Below are 21,043 nucleotides of genomic sequence, written 5' to 3'. Positions count from 1 at the left end.
GATGATTTTGAAGCCCATGGCAGCGCGTGTCTGTGGCGCGCTGTTTCGCCACCTGAGACCTTCGAGCCTGCTGGCCCCTTTGGCCTTGCTGAGTGTTGAGGCACTTGCCAAGCAAACCGACAGTGCCCATACCCGTCTTGAGCCTGCCGAGCTGCTGGCGCAATTTGATGTGCAAATGCTCAAGCACCGGGGCATCGACCCGGCTGTGGCACAGTATTTTGCCGCCGCACCGCGATTCGGCTCTGGCAATCGACGGGTAGAGTTATGGGTCAACGGTAACCCCCGCGGCCAGGTCGAAGCCCGTTTCGATGATGAAGGCCAGTTGTGCTTCAACCGTGGGTTGCTGGATCAGGCGGGATTGAAAATCCCCAAGGCGCAATGGCAGATAAACCCGGGGCAAAGTCCGGATATCCAGGCTATTTGCTACGACTTTGCCGGTGCCTGGCCGCAAACCGAAGTCGAATTGTTACCCAACAGCCAGCAAGTGCGGCTGGTGGTGAGTCACGATGCCCTGCGCCCGGAGGCGGTGGACCGTGGCATCTACCAGAGCGGCGGTGCCGGGGCGCTGATCAATTATGAACTGCAGACCTTTACCTCGCAGTCCGGCAGTTACTCCAGCAATTATCATTCGGCCAATACCGAGCTGGGTTTTAACCTGGGTGACTGGATAGTGCGCAGCAGCCAGTCGTTTACCGCCAATGATAACGGCAATGACTTCCAGACCCTCTACACCTACGGCCAGACCACCTTTGTCGAACAGGCCCGCACCCTGCAAGTGGGCGAGATCAATATCAGTGATTCGGTGGTGGCCGGTGCGCCCATCACCGGCTTGCAACTGGTGCCCGAGTCGGCCCTGAAAAGCGGTAGCCAGGGCGCCACGGTTGACGGCATCGCGCAAAGCCAGGCCCGGGTCGAAGTGCGCCAGGCCGGTGCATTGCTCTACACCACGGTAGTGCCGGCCGGGCCGTTCAGGCTGTCGGATATCCGTTTGCTCAACAGCAACACGGATCTTGATGTGCGGGTGATCGAAGCCGATGGTCAGGAGCAGCGCTTTACGGTGGCCGCCGCATCGCTGATTCGCACCTCGTTGTCGACCCCGGGAATGTCCCTTGCCGTGGGCAAGCTGCGTACCTTCGACAGCAGCAGCGGCGGGGCCAAACCCCTGATTGCCACGGCCAGCGACGGCTGGCTGCTGGGTTCCAGCAACAAAATTTCTGCCGGCGCCATGTTGGCCGACAACAATTATCAGGCCCTGGCACTGGAGCTGGATTCAGTGCTCAGCCCCACCACGGCACTGACGGTGCGCACCGTGGCGTCCAAGGCGCCGAAGGTCAAGGGCGCAGGCGGGCAGGTCAGTGCCAGCCTCAGTACCCGTGTCAGCGAAAAAATCAGCGTCAACCTCAACACCACCCAGCAAAGCCAGGGCTACCGTGACCTGCTGGACACCACTAACCGGTATAACGAGTACGACTCCAGCGGGCTGGCCCGCTCCCAGTACGGCGTATCGGCCGCCTGGAGCGATCCGGTGCTGGGCAGTTTCAGCAGCACCTGGTCGACCTCCCGCACGTTTGCCGGGCACAGCTCCGAGTACCTGAGCGCCAGCTGGAGCAAGTCATTCCCGCGTTTCAGCGTTAACGCCAGTGTGGAAAAGACCACCCGTAACCTGAACCGCAAGGAGCAGACCCGGCGCTCACGCAATGAAGGGCCACAAACGGCACTCTACTTGTCGGTCAGCGTGCCCCTGGGCAGCGGCCGCAGCACCCGGGCCTACGCCAGCCAGCGTTCGGATCGCACCCGCTACGGTGCCAGCTTCAATGACAGCAGTTTTGAACGGTTCAATTACAACCTGGCAGTGGAGCGCGAAGTGGAAAACGTCAGCCAGCAGTTATCTGCCAACGCCAGCCTGCTGACCCCTTATGCCCAGACCTCAGCCGGGGTTTCCACCAGCGACGACAGCCGCAGCTATAACCTGCGGGCCAGCGGCGGGGTAGTGGTGCATGAGCAGGGTGTGACGCTGTCGCCGCATCCGGTGCGCGACAGCTTTGCCATTGCCTCGGTAGGGGATGTTGCGGGGATCAAGTTGCAGACCCCGAGCGGTCCGGTGTGGACCGATGGCGCGGGGCGTGCGGTGATCGCCAGCCTTAACCCGTACAGCTCGACCAGGGTGGAAGTGGAAACCAAGGATCTGCCACGCAACATCGATATCCGCAATGGCCACCAGATGCTCTCTGCGGCCCGTGGTTCGGTACACCGGATGGATTTTGAAGTGCTCAAGAGCCGGCGGGTTCTATTGACGGTAATGGATGCCAAGGGCGGTGTTCCGGCCAAGGGCGCCAGTGTCGTGGATGCCAATGGCGGCTTTGTCACCAGCGTCATCGATGACGGCCAGGTGTACCTGAACCACCTGGAACATGCCACACCGCTGCGCATTGAGCACAGCGACGATCAGTCCTGCGAGTTGAGCTTCGAGGTCCCCGAGGAGCAAGACCTGGAAAGCTATTTCGAAACCCTCAATGCCAGCTGTACCTCTGAGCCACAAGCCATGCTGGCCGCCAATGGGAGAACCCTGTAAATGACTATTCCGGACCCTCGCCGCAAGCTGCTCCCGGTCTCATTACTGTTGCTCCTGTTGGGGTGCAGCCCGCACTTGCAGGCCAGCGATTGCGAAATCACCTTGAGCAGCCAGCATCTCGATTACGGCCCTCAGCAACACCCGTCCGGTGCCGTAACACCGCAGGCCAGGCACCTTCTGGACCGGCGCGAGGTGCGCCTGAACGCCAATTGCCTGGCAGATTCGGCCATCGAGTTGAGCCTGCACGGGCCCGTGCAATCGAACCGGATGAAGTTCAGTGATCAAGGCCAGGTCAGCATTCAAATGAGCCGGGCGCAACTGGATGGCCGCCCGGTCGGCCTGGCCAGGCTGAGTGATCTGGGGGCTACGGGGGTCGGTCTGGAGAGTCTGGCGAGCGCACCGGGCGATATCATCGTTCCGGTCGAAGGCGGCCTTCCGGCACGCGGCAAGAGCCTGGTGCTGAGCCTGGAAATTGTGCCGGAGCTGCCGTTGAGTGACATGCGCTCGCGGGATGCCAAAACCCACGAGGGGCAGTTGCGCATCGACGTCAGCGCAACATGAGCCGCCATGCTTATGCCCCTTGGCCTCATCAAATTTTGCAACAGGTGATTTTATGCGTCCCTTAACTAGCTTGCTCCTGCTGTTGTTGGTTGTTGCGGGCACTGCACAGAGTGCCTCCAGCGTAGACCTGAGTATTAGCGCCACCACTCACCCCGCGGCCTGTGATATCCGTCTGGAGAATGGCGGTCACGTTGACTACGGGGTGCTGCAGCGCAGTGACCTGAACGCCGATAGCAGCCGTGAAACCCTGTTGCCGGCCAGGAACCTGGGCTGGTCGATCAGTTGCGGGTATGCGGTGCCGGTTGGCCTGCAATGGACCGACAACCACGCCGCCTATGGCAGCCTGCCTGTGGGCACGCAGTATTTCAGCATGGGCAAGGATGGCCGGGGTGCGCCGATTGGCAGCCTGGAGATCCTCTACGGTGATGCCACTGTGGCTGACGGGCAAACCGTATCAGCCATCTCCAGGCAGACAGGAGGTACCACCTGGATACCCAACCTCACTGGTATCGTCGACAACCGTTTCGTACTGGCATTTGCCGCTCCCGGAACCGGCACCCTCGGGGCATTTGCCAGTTACTCCGGACAGTTGCTGCTGAGCACGCGCATTGCGCCGCTCGATACTCTGGACCAGACCCGGGTGATCCAGCTAGACGCCAGCGCAACGGTGGAGATCATCTACCTGTAGGCCATTGGCCGGTCAGCAGTACAAGACGCCGAAGCGTGTGCGGGTGGTTACTGGTTGGCGTAGCGAGGCGAGCACTGATCACTCTTGTACATCCATGAACTCCTTGGCCCAGGCCACATAGTTTTCCGGCAGCGTATAGGTGTGGGTCAATTCTGTGGCGCTCAGATTGGAGGTGCTGTGGGTCAGCTGGCGCTGGGCCCGCAGGCTGTCGTAGGTGGCCTTGATGGCGGCAAAGTAGGCTGCATGTCCGGCCACCACCACGCGCACGCCCAGACTTGCCAGGCGCTGGCTGTCATTGAGTTCGGGGTTGCCGTAAGTCACCAGCATCAAGGGCACGCTGAGTTTTTCCGAGATCTGCTCAAGGTGCTCGAAGTCCTTGATGCCGACGATGCAGATACCATCGGCACCGGCTTTCTCGTAGGCCAGGGTGCGTTCGATGATGGCACTGGTTGGCAACACCCCGGCATTGGTCCGGGCAATGATTGAGAGACCGGGATCGACACGGGCTTCCAGGGCGGCCTTGACCTTGCCAATGCCTTCCTCGATGGAAATCAGGTCAGTGGATTTGCGCGCGAACTGGGCGGGCAGCAGGGTGTCTTCAATGGTCAGTGCCGCAACCCCGGCGCGCTCCAGTTCTTCGACGGTGCGCATCACATTCAGGGCATTGCCATAGCCATGGTCGGCATCGGCTATGAAGGGCAACTGGGCCACGCGGCCGATGCGGGTGGCCTGTTCAACGAACTCACTCAGGGTGATCAACGCAAAATCGGGGGCTGCCAGTACCTGCAGCGACGCTACCGAGCCGCCCAGGATGCCGACCTCAAAGCCAAGATCGGCAGCGATGCGGGCGGACATGGGGTCGAAAACAGAAGCAGTTTCGACGCACATTGGCGTGGCCAGCAGTTCACGAAAATTGCGACGAAGATCTGAGTGGGAAATTTTGGACATGTTCTTTCCTGGTTCTGGCCATCGTCAAAATACGATCAATGCCCGCTGTTCATAGTGCGGCAAGACTATCACGCAAGAAAACCGGGGATCATGACGTTTAAGCATGGGGTATGCGCCAGGCGCTGGCTTTGCTCCTGGCAAGTGTAGGAGCGAGCTTGCCTCGCGATGGTGCAATGTCCTCGCCGGATGAAATGACTGACACACCGCCATCGCTGGCAAGCCAGCTCCCACAGGGTGTAAGCGGCATTTGTGGGGGCGAGCTTGCCTCGCGATGGCGCAATGTCCTTGCCGGATGAAATGACTGACACACCGCCATCGCTGGCAAGCCAGCTCCCACAGGGTGTAAGCGGCATTTGTAGGAGCGAGCTTGCCTCGCGATGGCGCAATGTCCTTGCCGGATGTAATGACTGACTCACCGCCATCGCTGGCAGGCCAGCTCCCACAGGGTGTAAGCGGCATTTGTAGGAGCGAGCTTGCCTCGCGATGGCGCAATGTCATTGCCGGATGTAATGACTGACACACCGCCATCGCTGGCAAGCCAGCTCCCACAGGGTGTAAGCGGCATATCGGCATGCAACAAGCGCAGCGAGCCTGGCCATTGATCTGTAGTGTCAGCGTGCATCCATCACTGCCCGGTTACTGAGCAGGATCTTGCCGCTGGCCTCGGCGATCTGCTCGCCGCGCTGGTTGCTGCACAGGCCGGTGAGTACGGCAATGCCGCCGTTGCTCCTGGGTTTGTTCAGGGTTTCGGTGATGGTCCATTGCACCCTCAGAGTGTCCCCGGCAAACACCGGGGCGACGAACCGGCAATTATGTTCAAGGTAAGCCACGGCTGTGCCGTAGAAGTACATGCCGATGGAGGCCGACATAAAGGCGCCGGTCATGGGCCCGTGCAGGATTGGCCGGCCGAAACGGCTGGCGGCGCAGAATTCGGCATCGCTGTGCAACGGGTTGAAGTCGCCAAACATGCCGCAGGCACGACTGATATGGGAGGCGTCGATGGTCAGCGACTGGCCAAAGGTCTCACCCTCGGTGATTTCGTCGAATGCTTTTCCTACAAAGTTCATACATCAAGCTCCATGGCTGTTCGGTGCTCTTCGCGTTCGCGTAGGGCCTTGCGAATGATTTTGCCGGTGGTGGTCATCGGCAGTTCGTCGAGGAACTCGATTTCCCGGGGGTATTCGTGGGCAGCCAGCTGGGCCCGGACATGGGCCTGCAGTTGCCCTACGGTCTCGGCGCTGGCGGCATAGCCGGCATTGAGGACCACAAATGCCTTCACCACTTCAGTGCGAATCGGGTCTTTCTTGCCGATAGCCGCAGCCATTTTTACCGCCGGATGCTTGATCAGGCAGTCTTCGATCGGCGTCGGGCCGATGCGATAGCCGGCGCTGGTGATGACGTCATCGTTGCGCCCGAGAAAGAAGATATAGCCGTCTTCATCCATCGAGCCTTTGTCGCCGGTCACCAGCCAGCCGTTGAGGTATTTCTCTTCAGTGGCCGCAGTGTTCTGCCAATAGCGCAGCATCTGGCTGCCGTTGGGCGTCGCCACGGCAATATGCCCCGAGTCCCCGGTGGGTACGACCACCCCGTAGTCGTCGATGATGGCAACGTTGAAACCTTCGACGGCCCGACCTATTGCATGTGGCCGGCAGACACCCAGGGAGGCGCAGGAGGACACCACCAGGTTGCATTCGGTCTGGCCATAGAATTCGTTGATCCGCACCCCCAGTGCCTGATCGCCCCAGGCCAGCAATTCGTCGCCCAGCGACTCGCCGCCGCTGGCAACCGAGCGCAGTGCCAGCTGCCAGCGTTGCTGCGGGTTTTCTACAGGACGTAATAGCTTGAGTGCGGTCGGCGGGAAAAAGACATTTTTGATCTGCAGTTCTTCAATCAGCTCGAACACCTCTTCAGCGACGAACTTTTCGGCACGGTAGGCCACCACCGGTACGCCGTGGTACCAGGCAGGCAACAGTACGTCCAGCAGGCCGCCAATCCATGCCCAGTCAGCCGGGGTCCACATCCGGTCGCCGGGCTGGGGGAAGTCGTCGTGGGAGCTGCGTACCCCCGGCAAGTGGCCGAGCAATACGCGATGGGCATGCAGTGCACCTTTGGGGTGACCGGTAGTGCCGGAGGTATAGATGATCAGGGCCGGGTCTTCAGCGCCGGTGTCGAGGGTCTCGAACTGGTCACTCTGGTCCTTGAGCCGGGCATGATAATCCAGCACCCCGGCCCGCTGCGTGACCGGGTCGATGACATAGCACAGCTTCAAATCGGGGAGACGGGCCCATACCTTTTCAATCTTTTGCAGGCCGCTGTTATCAGTGATAAGCACACCCATTGAACAGTTTGAGGCGCGATGCTCGATGGCATCGCTGCCGAATAGCTTGAACAGCGGAACCGCAATTGCCCCCAGCTTGTACAGGGCAATGTGTGCGGTTCCGGCCTCCAGCCCCTGGGGCAGCATGATCCCGACCCGGTCGCCGGGCTGCACACCTTGTTCGCGCAAGCTGTTGGCCAGGCGGTTGGCTTGCTGTTGCAAGGTCAGGAAACTGTGCTGCTGTACCGAGCCATCGGCGTTTTTCTGAATAATCGCAATGCGCCCGGGTTCGGCGGCCCAGCGGTCGCAACAGGCCCGGGCGATGTTGAAACGCGGGGCCGTCTCCCACTGCGGGTGTCTGACAGCGGCGTGCGGGGTAGTCATGGTCAAATCCTTCTGGTGGTAGGCCTGGATCAGAAACTGCCGAACGTCGAGCCCAGTACCAGCACCACCAGCAAGGCAGTGAGTGGTACCACGGTCGTCATCATGAAAATTTGCGGGTATGACTGGCGGTGGCTGAGGCCGCAGATTGCCAGCAGGGTGATTACTGCTCCCGAGTGGGGCAGGGTATCCAGGCCGCCGGCAGCAATGGTGGCCACCCGGTGAAACAGTTCCGGGCTGATACCGGCGGCCTCGATCATGCGCAGATAATCACTGCCGAGGGTGCGGAAGGCGATGCTCAGACCGCCGGATGAGGAACCGGTGATTCCCGCCAGCACGTTCATGCTGAGGACGGTGGATATCAGCGGGTGCTCCGGCGAAAAATTGAGAATGGCAGCCTTGATCACCGCAAAACCGGCCAGGCCGGCGATCACCGCGCCATAGGCCACTTCCGAGGCAGTGTTGAAGATGGGCAGCATTGCGCCAAGGCTGCCCTTGTTGATGGTGGTCGTCAGGTTGTCCCAGCGCTTCCAGTTGAGCACGATCACGAACACGATGGCGCACATCAGTGCCAACAATACCGACCAGAGTCCCACCACGCTGGCCGGATCGATGCTGCCAAAGCGCTCCTCGCGCAGAACACTGAGGTCCAGCGAAGGCAGAATCCAGTAGCTGAAGGCCGCATTCAGGCCGATCACCACAATGATGGGCAGCAGCGCTACCAGCAGTCCGGGCCTGGGTACTGCGTCGTTCGACGGGATTTCAATGTCATGGTCACCGTAGCCTTCACCGTTGGCCATCGCCTTGCGCGCCCGTGACTGCAAGATCCAGGTGCCCAGCCACAACATCACTACCGAAGCGATGATGCCCAGGCCCGGTGCGGCAAAGGTGGTGGTGCCGAGGTAGGCCGTGGGAATGGCGTTCTGGATCGACGGCGCGCCGGGCAGGGCGGTCATGGTGAAAGTGAAGGCACCCAGGGCGATGGCGGCAGGCATGTAGCGTTTGGGAGTGCCGGACTCGCGAAAAATCACCGCTCCGATCGGATACACGGCGAAAGCAACCACAAACAGCGACACGCCTCCGTATGTCAGCAGAGCGCAGGCCAGCACTACCGTGAGAATCACATGGCGCCGGCCCAGGCGCCGCATGAACCAGTCGGCAATGGTATGCGCGGCCCCTGAGTCAGCCACCAGCTTGCCAAACAGCGAGCCGAGGATGAACAGAGGGAAGAACTTGATCAGGTACAGGCCCAGCTCTTTCATGAACAGCTGGGTGTAAGTGGGCATGATGTGCGTCGCGCCACCGCTGAGCAGTACCGCCAGAGCTGCCATCAGCGGTGCCAGGATCAGTACGGTCACGCCCCGGTAGGCGAGAAACATCAACAACAGAAGGGATATCAGTATCGCCATCGTGCTCATGGGTGGCTCTCTTATAATTATTGTTTTGGCGTGCGTTGCTGCCTGACGTTTACGTTTGCGTCAACCTAGTGCAGGGGCAATGGCCTGTCAACCGGCCCGGGCCCCCGGGTCGTGTTCACTCATAAACGACGACTGCAAATGTGCGGCGCCCAGAGTCGTATATACCTACTCAGTAGGGGTTTATTTGACCCATGGGCGGCAGGTTCTGTGGAGTGAGAGCAGCTGAACACGTGGTCTGGAGAGCAGGGCAAATTGACAGTGTTACTTTTAGGTATAAAGATATTCCTAAAAAATATTACGGCGCAATCAGTCGCTTTCAATTCACACACCTTGCACGAGGTGGGTTGACGCCGTGAATTAGCCAATAAGAAGGAGTCCAGAACCATGAGTCTTGCAACGAGAGTCCGCCTCAAGACCAGCGTAAGCGCCTGTGTTTTTATGCTGGCGACCGCGGCAAATGCCGATCCACAAGGACAAAAAATCTACACCCAGGGGGGCGAGTCCCCGCTAGCCATGGCCTGCACCACCTGTCATGGCGCCAATGGCCTGGGTACCGATAGCGCAGGTTTCCCGCGTCTGGCGGGGCTGCCCCAGGGTTATCTGGTCAAGCAGCTTGAGGACTTTGGCTCCGGCAAACGGGCCAACGCGGTGATGCAACCCATCGCATCAGCCCTCAGCGAAAGCGAAGAACAGGCAGTTGCCAGCTACCTGAGCACCATGGCTGTCCCGGCCCCGGCGGTTGATTTAGCCGCCACCGGCAGTGTTGGCGGGGCAGCGGAAAAACTGGTCAAGCAGGGCGACTGGAGTCGCAATATTCCGGCCTGTGTCGCGTGTCACGGCGTGAGTGACACTGGCGTTGGCCAGAGTTTTCCTCCGCTGCTGGGGCAGTCCGCGACTTACATCGCAGCCCAGTTGAATGCGTGGCGCAGTGGTACCCGCAAGAATGACCCCAATGACCTGATGGGCCATATCGCGCGCTCCCTGACCGATGCCGAAATCAAAGATCTGTCCACCTATTTCGCCAGCCTGAGCGGGGGAGCCAAACAATGAACTTTCCTGCCAAAGTACTGATAGCCGTTGTCGTCGCCGTACCGCTTCTGGCTGCCAAAACCTGGTACGAAGAGCGCGGCATGACACCCGTGGCCAAGGCCCCGAGCGCCGCTGCCGGGGTGGCTGATGCGCACCCTGACGCTGGCGTGGCGGCTGCGCCGGCCAAGCCTTCCGGCCCACTGGTATTTACCCCGCCCCAGGAGTCGGAGTTGCCGGATAACGCCTTTGGCGTGCTGGTGCGCGAAGGGCGAGATATTTTCGTCAATACCCAGAAAAATGCCGCTGACTATGTCGGCAACGGCCTCAACTGCACCAATTGCCACCTGGATCAAGGTCGCAAGGCAGGGTCCGCTCCGCTTTGGGGAGCTTATGGCATGTACCCGGCGTATCGAAAAAAGAACAACAAGGTCAATACCTTTGCCGAGCGCATGCAGGGTTGCTTTGAATTCAGCATGAATGGCAAGGCACCCGCCAGTGACAGTCATGTGATCAAGGCCTTGAGCACCTATGCCTACTGGCTGGCGACCACGGCGCCTGTGGGCGTGGATCTGCCCGGGCGCCTGTACCCGGTCATTCCTGCACCGGAAAAAGGCTATGACCTGGTCAAAGGCAAACAGATTTATGCCGATCAATGTTCTATCTGCCATGGCGCAGAAGGGCAGGGGCAAAAGTCTGCTGATACCTACGTGTTTCCACCACTGTGGGGTAAGGATTCTTACAACTGGGGTGCGGGGATGCACCGTATCAATACGGCCGCCGGGTTTATCAAACAAAACATGCCGCTGGGCAAGGGCGGTTCGCTGACCGATGCTCAAGCCTGGGATGTAGCCGCCTACATCAATAGCCAGGAGCGGCCTCAGGATCCGCGTCTGGTGGACAACTCGGTTGAAAAAACCCGCAAGAAATACCATGAGGGCGACGGCGTTAACCTGTACGGCGAGTCGGTCAATGGCGTGATCCTGGGCCAGGGTATCAAGTAAGCGGCTCAATCCCCCTAGCGACGCCAAGCATCAGCGCGGCGTCGCGCATCAAACAGTGTTGCCTAGCTATCCGGGAGTAAAAATTGTTGAGCTGCAGACCGGTTATTGGCTGCGGGGCTCGGCGGTGCGCCCTGGACAGTCGACGCACCCAGCGCAATGAAACGGCAAATGATCTCGGTCACGGTGTTCCAGAACGCCGGGCGCAGGCGCAGAGCCACTGGAGGTAGCCGGTCAAAGCCTGCTTCGAGCCGTCACGCGATATAGCTGGAAGCGAGCTTTTTATTCCATAAAACAAGTACAAGAGCGATTTATAGTGCGTTTTAATCTATCCAGGTCATTCTGTACAGATTGGAGTATTTGTCTTTGAAAACCGCAGCGCTCTTACCTTTTAGCCTCGCTTTGCTCGCAACCTGCACCACCGCTTTTGCCGGCTCCACTCTGGATCGCGTCACCGAAAAAGGTGAGCTCAGAGGGGTACTGATGGAGAGCTATCCGCCGTTCTCTTTTCTCAACGAGCAGAACCAGCTGGACGGCTTTGATGTTGATGTCGCCAAGGCCGTAGCGCAACGGCTCGGGGTGAAACTCAAGCTGCAAACGCCTTCCTGGGATGTGATCGCAGCCGGCCGCTGGAGCGGGCGCTACGACATCTGCGTGTGCTCCATGACGCCGAGCAAGGCTCGCGCCGAAGTGTTCGATTTTCCGGTGGAGTACTACCAGTCGCCCGCGGTGATCGTGGTCAATGCCCAGGACACCACTATCGCTTCAGGCAAGGATTTGTCCGCAAAGAAGGTCGGCGTGGGCAGCGCGTCCACCTATGAAGCCTATTTGAACAAGGATCTGGTGATCGAGGGGGCAACGGACAAACCGCTGCAATACCCGTTCGAGAATGTGCAGATCGCCCCGTACGATAATGAAACAGTGGCATTCCAGGACCTGGCACTGGGCAGCGGAGTACGCCTGGATGCGATGGTCACCAACCTCATCACCGCCCGTGAACGCATTGCCCATGACCCTCGCTTCAAAATTGCCGGCGACCCGCTGTATGCAGAGCCCAATGTGGTGGCGATTGAAAAGGGCGATCCTCAGTGGAGTGCCAAGGTCACTGAAGTCATTGGTGAACTGAAAGCCGACGGCACACTGAGCAAAATTTCGCAGAAGTGGATCGGTGCCGATATCAGCCAATGACAGCCCACAACCCACACCCCGCCAAGACCGGGGTACTACCCGAAACCGCAGCGTCGCGCCTGAGCCAGCTGTTTGGCTTTCGCACCCGGTTGTATCTGACCTGGGCGGCCTTGCTCGGTTTGTGCGTGATGTTCTTCATGAGCTTTGATCTGAAGTTCTCGATCATTGTTGATAAATTGCCCAACCTGTTGGGCCTGCATCTGGGGCCCAACGGTTTCCTGCAAGGCGCCGCGCTCACCTTGTTTCTGTGTTTGTGTTCGATCTGGCTGTCGTTGCTGCTGGGTTTTGTCACCGCCCTCGCGCGCCTGTCACGCAGCGCTGTGGCCTTCGGTATCGCCAGCTTCTATGCCTCTTTTTTCCGCGGCACGCCGCTGCTGATCCAGATCCTGCTGATCTATCTGGGCTTGCCCCAGATCGGCGTGGTTCCAGGTGCAATCAGCGCCGGGATCATTGCCCTGTCGCTCAACTACGGGGCCTACCTGAGCGAGATCTTTCGCGCCGGCATCATGACCGTGGCGCCCGGCCAGCGCGAAGCGGCCATGGCCCTGGGGCTTTCGCCGACGGCGACATTCGTGCACATCATCCTGCCCCAGGCCATGCGCACGATTATCCCGCCGACCACCAGCCAGTTCATTTCCATGCTAAAGGATTCATCGCTGATTTCGGTGATGGGGGTCTGGGAAGTGATGTTCCTGGCGCAGTCCTACGGCCGCTCCACTTATCGCTATATCGAAATGCTCACCACCGCAGCCGTTATCTACTGGCTGCTGTCAATCGGACTCGAACTGCTCCAGCACCGCCTGGAGCGCCACTACGGCAAAGGTTTCAAAAATCAGCGCTGAGGCAGTCCCTTGTTTAATCCATTTTTTCAGGAATCATGATGTCCGATCCCAAACCTCTGTTGTTTGCCCTCTACGAGCAAGCGAGTGTCGGCTGTGGTGGTGCGCCAAGCCTGTGGACCCACCCGGCAGACGAGCGACTGAGCATCAACTCTCTGGGCTATTGGTCGAACCTGGCCCGGATCGCCGATCAGGCTCACCTGGACATGCTGTTTTTCGGCGATGTGCTGGGCTTCTACGATGTGTTTGCCGGCAATGCCGATGCCGCCATGAAATGGGCCGTGGAAGCCCCGGCCAATGATCCGCTGATGATCATTCCGGCACTGGCAGCAATCACCGAAAATCTGGCTTTCGGTGTGACCGTGACCACCAGTTACGAGCATCCGTTTACCCATGCCCGGCGCTTCAGCACCCTGGATCACATGACCAATGGCCGGATCGGCTGGAACATCGTGACCTCGTACCTGTCCAGTGCCGCACGCAATTTCGGTCTGGAGCAGATGATCAAACACGATGATCGCTATGAGCGTGCCGAAGAATTCATGGACGTGGCCTACAAGCTTTGGGAGGGCAGCTGGGCCGATGATGCCGTGGTTGCCGACAAGGCGCGCCAACTGTATGCCCGGGGTGATCGCGTGCGCCCGATCAACCATGCCGGCGAACACTATCGGGTAGCCGGGCCGCATCTGACCTCGCCATCGCCGCAACGTACACCGCTGCTGATCCAGGCCGGCTGGTCAGGGCGGGGCAGGGCCTTTGCGGCCAAGCACGCCGAACTGATCTTCGTGGCCAAGTCCAACCCCCACGAGATCCGCCAGGGACTGGAAGAAATCCGGGCCCAGGCCCTGGCCCTCGGCCGCCCGGCACAGGACGTCAAGTCACTGACCGTGTTGCGCATTGTCACCGCCAAAACTGAAATTGAAGCCCGGCGCAAATACGACCATCTGCAGAGCAATTACCACTTGCAGGCACAACTGGTCAGTTATGCCGGTGATACCGGTATCGACATCAGTCGCTACGCCGACAGTGATGCGCTGTCCACCCACACCGAAGGCATGACCTCCTATGTGATGCGAGCGGATGGCAGCGCCAAGCCCTTGACTGCGGGTGACGTCAAACAGCGCTTTGCCAACGTCACCCGGGGCAGTGACTTGATTCTGGTGGGTACACCGCAACAGGTTGCAGAGCAGATTGAAGAGCACGCACGGATCAGCGGGACCACGGGCTACATGCTCAACCCGCTGATCAGCCCCGGCAGCCTTGAAGACTTTGTCGAGCTGATTATTCCCGAGTTGCAAAAGCGCGGCCTGTATCGCACCGAACCCCAGCGGGGTACCTTGCGTTCGCGACTGCGGGCAGACGGCGCCAGTCATTTGCCGGCCAGTGCATATGGCGCGTCGTTTCGTTTCGACCGGGGTTAGGCAACGGATCCATTGTCATCCACGCCCCCTGCAGGAGCGAGCTGGCTTGCGATGCACGCACCGCGGTGTATCAGGTAAAACCTGGAGCGGCCATCGCAGGCAAGCCAGCTCCCACAGGAGCTCCACACGACTCCCGGCGCAGCAACACCTGTGGGAGCCTGGCTTCAATGGTTCATCTACTTCGATAAAGGCGAGGGCTCAAGATCGGGCGCGTGGGCTAAATAGGCCTGGCGCATATCCAGGGCCGATCCATCGAGTGCCGGTTTGAAATCATCGACGCTCATTGCCTGCTTGTCATTCTTCAGCGTCAGCCCGGCCCCTTTGCTGACCACCTGCGCCACAACCTCATGATCCCAGGCATCCAGAACTGCGACTTCAGTGGTGATTTGTGTGTCCTGGTCACGGATGCCCATAGCCGTACTCACGCCGGCGGCAAGCAGCGTCACGGGGAGCCACTCATAAAAGCGCAAACCCTGGGTTGAGGCCGACACGGTGATGATGGCGGGCCTGACGATCAGTGTGTCCGGGCCCGGAGTCGTGACAACGGTCATGACCTTGCCCAGCTCCTGTTTCAGAGCAGCATCGTAGTAATGGCTCAGGTCCGAGAGCATTGCCTGTGAACGTCGGTCGGTCGGCACCAGCGGTAGGTAGTACTGGCTAGGCTCGATATACACCCGGGTGTAATGTTTGAGATCACGCTGCGGGTTTACCCAGGACAATACCCGTTGGCCAGAGGGCAATTTTTTTTCCGTGAGTTGGCTGTAGTCCTGTAAAAACCCAGAATATTCGTCAGGAGAGACGGTTTTGCCGGCGCAAGCGGCGAGTGACATGCACAGGGCTACCAGTAACGGCAGCGAGAGACTTCTTGGCATTGGATCGGTGTTCCCGGGGCGAGTGTTTTCATGAAGGATGTACGTCGTGCTCAAGCGTCTGTGCCGCTTTCGCAACCATTTATATGCAGTTCGCCATGGGCCATGACCCATTGGGTAAGCTCGGCAACAGGTATTGAGTGGCAGTACTCCACCCACTGGCTGCACTGCGGGCTGTAAGTCTCGATATAGCGGACCAGAACGATGGATTTCTGGTCGCTGGACAGCGTCAGGCGAGACTCCTGGAAAAGCACTGGATCGGTGCGCCAGACTTTGCTGGTGCGCTGGTTCAGAATCAAAGCGTTGGCGCTTTGGGCCTTGCTGCTCAAGGTCGGCATCGAGGGCATCCCGGAATGAATTGCCCGCAGTTTGCCTGAGGGGTTTTGCCGGGAGATGTCTGGTTTATGCGCATACAGGCGCAATGTTTCACGATTGAAATATATGACCCTGACGCCAGAATGGTTTTAGATAGCCCCCCCTTATTTACCCATGGATCGCTAATGTGAGCAGGCTGCTGATCGTCGACGACGATGTGGAAATCCTATTACTGCTGGAGAAGTTCTTTCTCTTGCATGCTTATGAAGTGGAACTGGTCACCCACGGAGAAGCCATGTGGGCGGCCATCGGGCGCCAGCGGCCGGACCTCATCATTCTCGATCTGATGCTTCCCGGAGAAGGCGGGCTCAGCCTCTGTCAAAAATTACGCCTGAACACCGGTATTCCGATCGTGATGCTGACCGCCATGGGCGAGCTGAGTGACCGCATTGTTGGCCTGGAACTGGGTGCCGATGATTACCTGACCAAGCCTTTTGATCCTCGCGAGTTGCTGGCCCGCCTGCGGGCAGTTCTACGTCGCGCCAGTGATCCGGTAAGAGCCCGTAATGAAGACACACGGCTGGTGATCAGCTTTGCGGGCTGGCACCTGGACGTAACACGCCGCGAGTTGCGTTCGTCTGCCGATGTCATGATTCCGCTCTCGGGCGGTGAGTTCGATTTACTGGTGGTCTTTCTCGAACACCCTGAACGCATCCTCTCCCGCGAACAATTGATCGACCTGACGCGGGGCAATAATCACGAAGCCTTTGACCGCAGCATTGACGTGCAGGTAAGCCGCCTGAGACGCAAAATAGAACCGGACAGCAAGCGTCCGGACCTGATTCGTACCGTGCGTAATGGCGGCTACCTGTTCAACGCAAAGGTGACGCGCACGTGATGAGTCTGATTGCCCACGCTGACACCCTCAGACGCCGGATTGCCCTGACCATTGTCGCGGCGATGCTCGCTTCGCTGGTGCTTTATGCCCTGTTTGTGCAGGTCGCCGGGGTCTGGGCCAAACCGCCAGTGGATCAAATCGGCTTGCTGGATCAGGTCGCGACCACTACCCGCATCATCCAGGCGGCTCCGCCACAACTGCGGGAGCAGCTGTCGGCTGCGGCGAGCAATCCATCACTCGGGGTGCTATGGAGCGAACACCGGAGCAGCTTCGGACTTCCGGCAACCGGCACCGCCATCGACCAGAACCAGTCGCCGGTTCTGCATCGATTGCTGGACAATACCGAACACAGGATAGAAGTCTTCCAGCCCGCCAACTGGCCTAGCGAAAGCCCGCAAGCGCGTTATGCCATGCTGGTGCAACTGAACGACGGCAGCTGGTTGTCGTTTACCCCTCCGCAACGCAGTTGGGGAATGAGTGCAGCGTTGCGTTTTGCCGTGGTTATTGCCCTGGGGCTTCTTGCCGCCTGGCTGGTAGCGCGGTTCGCCACACGCCAGCTGGCTGACCCGCTGCAGCGTTTTACCAGTGCCGTACAACGCTTCGGTACCGACCTTGATGCCCCCGCCATTGACATCGAAGGCCCCCGTGAAATACGCCAGGCGATCATGGCCTACAACACCATGCAGGCGAAAATCCAGCAATTCATTGCCGAACGCACCCTCATGCTGGCGTCGATTTCCCACGACTTGCGTGCGCCATTGACCCGCATACGGCTGCGTTGTGAGTTCATTGAAGATATTGACCAGCAACGCAAACTGATCCGCGACACCGATGAAATGCAATCGATGATCAACTCCGCCCTGGGCTTTTTCCGCGACGAGACCCTGCGCGAGCAAGCCACCAGTTTTGACCTCTCCGAACTGCTGCAGACGGTCATCGATGACTACAGCGATCAGGGTATCGACGTGGTTTTTTCAGGGCCTGCCCACCTGGTGTATTTCGGCCGCCCGGTGGGCATCAAGCGAATGACCGCCAACTTGCTGGAAAACGCCGTGAAGTATGCCCGGCATCCACGCATCGAACTGATCAATGGCCAGACTTCGGTGTGTATCGAGGTAAGCGATGAAGGACCGGGGATTGCCGATTCGGAACTGGAGAACGTATTCGTTCCGTTCTTCCGGCTTGAGCCCTCGCGCAATCGCGACTCCGGTGGCGTAGGGCTTGGTCTGTCCTCGGCCCGGGCAATGGCGCGCCAGCACGGTGGCGAGCTACTGTTGCGAAACCGTATGGGCGGTGGACTCATCGCGCAGGTTGAGTTGCCCCATGGCGCCATCAAACGCACCGGTTCGGCTGAGGGAGCATGAAGCCAAATCACTGCAGGGCCGCTTAAAAGCCGGAGCAAGACAGCTGACAGGTTTGGATCCCTGTCATGAAATGAAAAGAGGCTGTCGTCTGATGAGAAGCACGCCGACAACCCGCAGCTTACATTCCAATCAACGTAAATCGCCGTAGCGCATCCAGAACGTTGATTGGAGAAAAATAAGCATGGCCCAAGTAGTACGTTTTTATGAAACCGGAGGTCCCGAGGTTCTTCGCCTTGAAGAGGCCGAAGTGGGCGACCCGGGTCCGGGTGAAGTTCGGCTGCGCCAGGTCGCTGTCGGTCTGAACTATGCCGATACCTATTTTCGCAACGGCACTTACCCGATCCCGATGCCCAATGGCATGGGCGTGGAAGCTGCCGGCATCGTAGTGGCAGTGGGTGAGGGCGTGAGCAATGTAGCTGTAGGCGATCGTGTCACCTACACCGGCTTTCTCAACACCCTGGGTGCCTACAGTACAGAACGCCTGATCTCGGCAGCGCCCCTGATCAAACTGCCCGAAAGCATTTCATTTGAGACCGCCGCCGCAATGACCATGCGCGGGCTCACTTCTGCCTATTTGATGCGCCGTATCTATGACTTCAAGGCTGGCGACAGTATCTTGCTGCACGCCGCAGCCGGAGGCGTCGGCCTGATTGTTTCGCAGTGGGCAAAACTGCTGGGACTCAAAGTCATAGGCACTGTGTCCAGCGATGCCAAAGGCGAGGTAGCCCGTGCCCATGGTTGCGACCATGTGATCAATTACAGCCACGAAGACGTCGCCAAACGGGTACGTGAGTTGACCGGCGGCGTTGGCGTAAACGTGGTGTTTGACAGTGTCGGCAAAAACACCTTCGCGGGCTCGCTGGACTCCCTCAAGCGCCGTGGCTTGATGGTCTGTGTTGGCACTGCATCCGGCCCTATCCCGCCTTTCGACCCGGTATTGCTGGCAATCAAAGGCTCGCTGCACCTGACTCGTCCGGCACTTGCCGATTACATTGCTGACCCGGCAGAAAAGGCCGATCTGGCCGGCGAACTGTTTGATCTGGTTGGAAGCGGTCAAATCAAGATCGAGATCAATCAGCATTACAGTTTGCAGGACGCTGTGCAGGCACACCGGGATCTGGAATCGCGCAAGACCACGGGCTCTTCAATCTTCGTGATCTAAGGGGGGCGTCAGTCATGCAAGTTGAGCAACTTAGCTGCAATATCGGCGCAGAACTCTTTGGTGTAAACCTGGCCGAGGCCATACATGACGCGGGTCTGTTCGCAGAGATCCGTGCCCAGCTGCTCAAGCATCGGGTGCTGTTCCTGAGGGACCAGGACATCAGCCGCGCCGAGCATGTGGCCTTTGCCCGACGCTTCGGCGAGCTGGAAGACCACCCCGTGATTGGCAGTCATCCGGACCACCCGGGGCTCGTGCAAGTCTACAAAAACCCCGACAGCCCGGTTGACCGTTACGAGAACTCCTGGCACACCGATGCCACCTGGCGCGAGGCGCCGCCGATGGGCTGCGTGCTGCGCTGTGTGGAGTGTCCTCCAGTAGGGGGCGACACCATGTGGGCCAACATGGTGGTGGCTTACGAGCGCCTGCCGGACGATGTCAAAGCCAAGCTTGAAGGCCTGCGTGCACGGCATAGCATCGAAGCGACCTTCGGCGCCGCCATGCCCATCGAAAAACGCCTGGCACTCAAGGCCCAGTACCCGGACGCAGAACATCCAGTGGTGCGTACACATCCAGAGACCGGTGAGAAGGTGTTGTTCGTCAATGGTTTCACCACCCACTTCAGCAACTATCACACCGCTGCGCGTGTGCGTTATGGCCAGGACTTCAGCCAGGGCGCGCCCGAACTCCTGCGCTACCTGATAAGCCAGGCCAGTATTCCCGAGTACCAGGTGCGCTGGCGCTGGAAGCCCAACAGCATCGCGATCTGGGATAACCGCAGTACCCAGCACTATGCAGTGATGGATTACCCCGCCTGCCATCGAAAAATGGAACGCGCCGGAATCATCGGCGAAAAGACCTACTGAGCCCCCCCTGTAATCAGGTAAACGCCCGTACCAGCACCGTCCGTTGGGCAGGCAAAAATAAAAACAAGGAGACGAACATGCAATTTTTCGACGATTCCCTGCATCCGGAAAACATGGAAAAGGTGGTCATTACCGTCGCCCCTTATGCCCCGGAATGGATGCCCGAAGACTTCCCCCAGGACATCCCGGTAACCATGGATGAGCAGGTACAAATAGCCGTGGACTGCTATGAAGCAGGCGCCACCGTGCTGCACTTGCATGTCCGTGAGCTGGACGGGAAAGGTTCCAAGCGCTTGTCCAAGTTCAATGAACTGATTGGCGGGGTGCGCGAAGCTGTTCCGGACATGATCATTCAGGTTGGGGGCTCGATTTCCTTTGCGCCGGAAAGCGATGGCGAGGCGGCCCTGTGGCTGTCCGACGATACCCGGCACATGCTCGCGGAGCTGTCGCCCAAGCCCGACCAGGTCACCGTGGCGATCAATACCATTCAGATGAATATCATGGAGTTGCTGTACCCCGAATATCGGGAAGGCACCTCACTGGCCGACCCCATCATCGAAGCGGCCTACAGTGAAATGACCGTGCCGGCAGGTCCGGCCTGGGTGACCGAGCACCTCAAGCGTCTACAAGCCAACAACATTCAACCGCACTTCCAGCTGACCGGAATTCACTCTTACGAAACCCTTGAGCGAATGGTGCGCAAAGGTCTGTATAAAGGCCCGCTGAACCTGACGTGGATCGGTATCGGTGGCGGCTTCGACGGTCCCAACCCGTTCAATATGTTCAACTTTATCAATCGCGTACCTGATGGCTGCACCTTGACGTCCGAGTCGCTGATGAAGAATATGCTGCCCCTCAACACCATGGCTCTGGCCATGGGTTTGCATGCGCGTGTGGGCACTGAAGACACCATCATTGACCAGCATGGAAAGCGCTTTACCTCGGTGCAGCAGATCCAGCAAACAGTGCGTATCGCCCACGAGCTGGGGCGTGAAATTGCCACCGGGAAGCAAGCGCGCGAGATTTATCGCATCGGTGTGCAGTACGACAGCATTGAACAGACCCTGCTGGCCAACGGTATGGCACCGAACCGCAAGCCCGGGCAAAAAGGTGTACCTCAACGCGGTTAATTGTCAGAAATCGGGGGGCAGGACCACTTTGGGTCTTGCCCCCGCTCAGTTTCAAGCGTTACGCAATACCAAAAAATAATAA

General features: G+C 59.1%; 19 protein-coding genes. 13 read left to right on the top strand and 6 right to left on the bottom strand.

Going from position 1 to position 21,043, the window contains the following annotated elements; genetic code table 11:
* Position 1: 1 nt before the first annotated feature.
* From JQ845_RS05545 to JQ845_RS05535, 3 genes are read left to right on the top strand one after another with little or no spacing between them, the layout of a single operon-like run.
* The gene (locus tag JQ845_RS05545) at positions 2–2,572 is read left to right on the top strand and encodes a fimbria/pilus outer membrane usher protein (RefSeq protein WP_203008715.1); all 2,571 of its coding nucleotides are present in this window, start codon (positions 2–4) and stop codon (positions 2,570–2,572) included.
* Positions 2,573–3,133 carry a DUF1120 domain-containing protein gene (locus JQ845_RS05540; protein WP_203008714.1) on the top strand — a complete coding sequence of 187 codons (561 nt, stop codon included), beginning with the start codon at positions 2,573–2,575 and terminating at the stop codon, positions 3,131–3,133. It begins immediately after the preceding gene.
* Between the two features lie 52 nt (positions 3,134–3,185).
* Positions 3,186–3,821, top strand: a complete 636-nt coding sequence (locus JQ845_RS05535; RefSeq protein ID WP_161718664.1) for a DUF1120 domain-containing protein — start codon at positions 3,186–3,188, stop codon at positions 3,819–3,821.
* A 78-nt stretch (positions 3,822–3,899) separates the two neighbouring features.
* Here JQ845_RS05535 and JQ845_RS05530 read toward each other — a convergent pair whose 3' ends face one another.
* The 4 genes from JQ845_RS05530 to JQ845_RS05515 form a co-directional block, all read right to left on the bottom strand.
* Positions 3,900–4,769 carry an isocitrate lyase/PEP mutase family protein gene (locus JQ845_RS05530; RefSeq protein ID WP_003445517.1) on the bottom strand — a complete coding sequence of 290 codons (870 nt, stop codon included), beginning with the start codon at positions 4,767–4,769 and terminating at the stop codon, positions 3,900–3,902.
* Positions 4,770–5,380: 611 nt separating this feature from the next.
* On the bottom strand, positions 5,381–5,836 hold the full coding sequence (locus tag JQ845_RS05525; protein ID WP_003445520.1) for a MaoC family dehydratase: 456 nt from the start codon (positions 5,834–5,836) through the stop codon (positions 5,381–5,383).
* Positions 5,833–7,470 (bottom strand): AMP-binding protein, encoded by a 1,638-nt coding sequence (locus JQ845_RS05520; RefSeq protein WP_010656509.1) that lies wholly within the window; start codon positions 7,468–7,470, stop codon positions 5,833–5,835. The genes JQ845_RS05525 and JQ845_RS05520 overlap by 4 nt, the downstream gene beginning before the upstream one ends.
* Before the next feature lie 29 nt (positions 7,471–7,499).
* Complete coding sequence (locus JQ845_RS05515) at positions 7,500–8,885, bottom strand: GntP family permease (RefSeq protein ID WP_003445524.1); 1,386 nt, start codon at positions 8,883–8,885, stop codon at positions 7,500–7,502.
* A 384-nt stretch (positions 8,886–9,269) separates the two neighbouring features.
* Here JQ845_RS05515 and JQ845_RS05510 point away from each other — a divergent pair, with 384 nt between their 5' ends.
* The 5 genes from JQ845_RS05510 to JQ845_RS05490 all read left to right on the top strand — a co-directional run bounded on the left by JQ845_RS05510 (position 9,270) and on the right by JQ845_RS05490 (position 14,360).
* Complete coding sequence (locus JQ845_RS05510; protein WP_003445527.1) at positions 9,270–9,935, top strand: c-type cytochrome; 666 nt, start codon at positions 9,270–9,272, stop codon at positions 9,933–9,935.
* On the top strand, positions 9,932–10,915 hold the full coding sequence (locus tag JQ845_RS05505) for a c-type cytochrome (RefSeq protein WP_203008713.1): 984 nt from the start codon (positions 9,932–9,934) through the stop codon (positions 10,913–10,915). The genes JQ845_RS05510 and JQ845_RS05505 overlap by 4 nt, the downstream gene beginning before the upstream one ends.
* Positions 10,916–11,278: 363 nt before the next feature.
* Positions 11,279–12,100 carry an ABC transporter substrate-binding protein gene (locus JQ845_RS05500; protein WP_010656508.1) on the top strand — a complete coding sequence of 274 codons (822 nt, stop codon included), beginning with the start codon at positions 11,279–11,281 and terminating at the stop codon, positions 12,098–12,100.
* Positions 12,097–12,942: an amino acid ABC transporter permease gene (locus tag JQ845_RS05495; RefSeq protein WP_127195398.1), complete on the top strand. Its 846-nt coding sequence runs from the start codon at positions 12,097–12,099 to the stop codon at positions 12,940–12,942. The genes JQ845_RS05500 and JQ845_RS05495 overlap by 4 nt, the downstream gene beginning before the upstream one ends.
* Positions 12,943–12,980: 38 nt before the next feature.
* Positions 12,981–14,360 (top strand): LLM class flavin-dependent oxidoreductase, encoded by a 1,380-nt coding sequence (locus tag JQ845_RS05490; RefSeq protein WP_010656506.1) that lies wholly within the window; start codon positions 12,981–12,983, stop codon positions 14,358–14,360.
* 176 nt (positions 14,361–14,536) lie between these two features.
* Here the strand turns inward: JQ845_RS05490 and JQ845_RS05485 are convergent, their stop codons facing one another.
* Both JQ845_RS05485 and JQ845_RS05480 read right to left on the bottom strand, forming a co-directional pair.
* Positions 14,537–15,190 (bottom strand): DUF3313 domain-containing protein, encoded by a 654-nt coding sequence (locus JQ845_RS05485; protein ID WP_010656505.1) that lies wholly within the window; start codon positions 15,188–15,190, stop codon positions 14,537–14,539.
* 92 nt (positions 15,191–15,282) lie between these two features.
* Positions 15,283–15,567 carry a hypothetical protein gene (locus tag JQ845_RS05480; RefSeq protein WP_010656504.1) on the bottom strand — a complete coding sequence of 95 codons (285 nt, stop codon included), beginning with the start codon at positions 15,565–15,567 and terminating at the stop codon, positions 15,283–15,285.
* Between the two features lie 164 nt (positions 15,568–15,731).
* On the opposite strand from JQ845_RS05480, the gene JQ845_RS05475 reads away from it, so the two are divergent.
* The 5 genes from JQ845_RS05475 to JQ845_RS05455 all read left to right on the top strand — a co-directional run bounded on the left by JQ845_RS05475 (position 15,732) and on the right by JQ845_RS05455 (position 20,961).
* Positions 15,732–16,442, top strand: coding sequence for a response regulator (locus JQ845_RS05475; protein WP_003445542.1), 711 nt, complete (start codon positions 15,732–15,734; stop codon positions 16,440–16,442).
* Positions 16,442–17,806: an ATP-binding protein gene (locus JQ845_RS05470; protein ID WP_003445543.1), complete on the top strand. Its 1,365-nt coding sequence runs from the start codon at positions 16,442–16,444 to the stop codon at positions 17,804–17,806. Before JQ845_RS05475 ends, JQ845_RS05470 begins: the two co-directional genes overlap by 1 nt.
* A gap of 181 nt (positions 17,807–17,987) precedes the next feature.
* Entirely contained in the window at positions 17,988–18,968 is a 981-nt protein-coding gene (locus JQ845_RS05465) for a quinone oxidoreductase family protein (RefSeq protein WP_003445544.1), read from the top strand.
* 14 nt (positions 18,969–18,982) lie between these two features.
* Positions 18,983–19,831: a TauD/TfdA dioxygenase family protein gene (locus JQ845_RS05460; protein ID WP_003445545.1), complete on the top strand. Its 849-nt coding sequence runs from the start codon at positions 18,983–18,985 to the stop codon at positions 19,829–19,831.
* 77 nt (positions 19,832–19,908) lie between these two features.
* Positions 19,909–20,961 (top strand): beta-keto acid cleavage family enzyme, encoded by a 1,053-nt coding sequence (locus tag JQ845_RS05455; RefSeq protein WP_003445546.1) that lies wholly within the window; start codon positions 19,909–19,911, stop codon positions 20,959–20,961.
* Positions 20,962–21,043 lie beyond the last annotated feature (82 nt).

It is taken from the genome of Pseudomonas paraversuta (assembly GCF_904063065.1).
Lineage (GTDB): Bacteria > Pseudomonadota > Gammaproteobacteria > Pseudomonadales > Pseudomonadaceae > Aquipseudomonas > Aquipseudomonas paraversuta.
The sequence above is the reverse complement of the archived record's forward strand: the minus strand, read 5'-3'. Positions and strand labels throughout refer to the sequence as shown.

Coding starts and splice junctions, on each gene's coding strand:
- JQ845_RS05545 (WP_203008715.1), top strand. CDS start 2: ATGATTTTGAAGCCCATGGCAGCGCGTGTCTGTGGCGCGCTGTTTCGC.
- JQ845_RS05540 (WP_203008714.1), top strand. CDS start 2,573: ATGACTATTCCGGACCCTCGCCGCAAGCTGCTCCCGGTCTCATTACTG.
- JQ845_RS05535 (WP_161718664.1), top strand. CDS start 3,186: ATGCGTCCCTTAACTAGCTTGCTCCTGCTGTTGTTGGTTGTTGCGGGC.
- JQ845_RS05530 (WP_003445517.1), bottom strand. CDS start 4,769: ATGTCCAAAATTTCCCACTCAGATCTTCGTCGCAATTTTCGTGAACTG.
- JQ845_RS05525 (WP_003445520.1), bottom strand. CDS start 5,836: ATGAACTTTGTAGGAAAAGCATTCGACGAAATCACCGAGGGTGAGACC.
- JQ845_RS05520 (WP_010656509.1), bottom strand. CDS start 7,470: ATGACTACCCCGCACGCCGCTGTCAGACACCCGCAGTGGGAGACGGCC.
- JQ845_RS05515 (WP_003445524.1), bottom strand. CDS start 8,885: ATGAGCACGATGGCGATACTGATATCCCTTCTGTTGTTGATGTTTCTC.
- JQ845_RS05510 (WP_003445527.1), top strand. CDS start 9,270: ATGAGTCTTGCAACGAGAGTCCGCCTCAAGACCAGCGTAAGCGCCTGT.
- JQ845_RS05505 (WP_203008713.1), top strand. CDS start 9,932: ATGAACTTTCCTGCCAAAGTACTGATAGCCGTTGTCGTCGCCGTACCG.
- JQ845_RS05495 (WP_127195398.1), top strand. CDS start 12,097: ATGACAGCCCACAACCCACACCCCGCCAAGACCGGGGTACTACCCGAA.
- JQ845_RS05490 (WP_010656506.1), top strand. CDS start 12,981: ATGTCCGATCCCAAACCTCTGTTGTTTGCCCTCTACGAGCAAGCGAGT.
- JQ845_RS05485 (WP_010656505.1), bottom strand. CDS start 15,190: ATGTCACTCGCCGCTTGCGCCGGCAAAACCGTCTCTCCTGACGAATAT.
- JQ845_RS05480 (WP_010656504.1), bottom strand. CDS start 15,567: ATGCCGACCTTGAGCAGCAAGGCCCAAAGCGCCAACGCTTTGATTCTG.
- JQ845_RS05470 (WP_003445543.1), top strand. CDS start 16,442: ATGAGTCTGATTGCCCACGCTGACACCCTCAGACGCCGGATTGCCCTG.
- JQ845_RS05465 (WP_003445544.1), top strand. CDS start 17,988: ATGGCCCAAGTAGTACGTTTTTATGAAACCGGAGGTCCCGAGGTTCTT.
- JQ845_RS05460 (WP_003445545.1), top strand. CDS start 18,983: ATGCAAGTTGAGCAACTTAGCTGCAATATCGGCGCAGAACTCTTTGGT.
- JQ845_RS05455 (WP_003445546.1), top strand. CDS start 19,909: ATGCAATTTTTCGACGATTCCCTGCATCCGGAAAACATGGAAAAGGTG.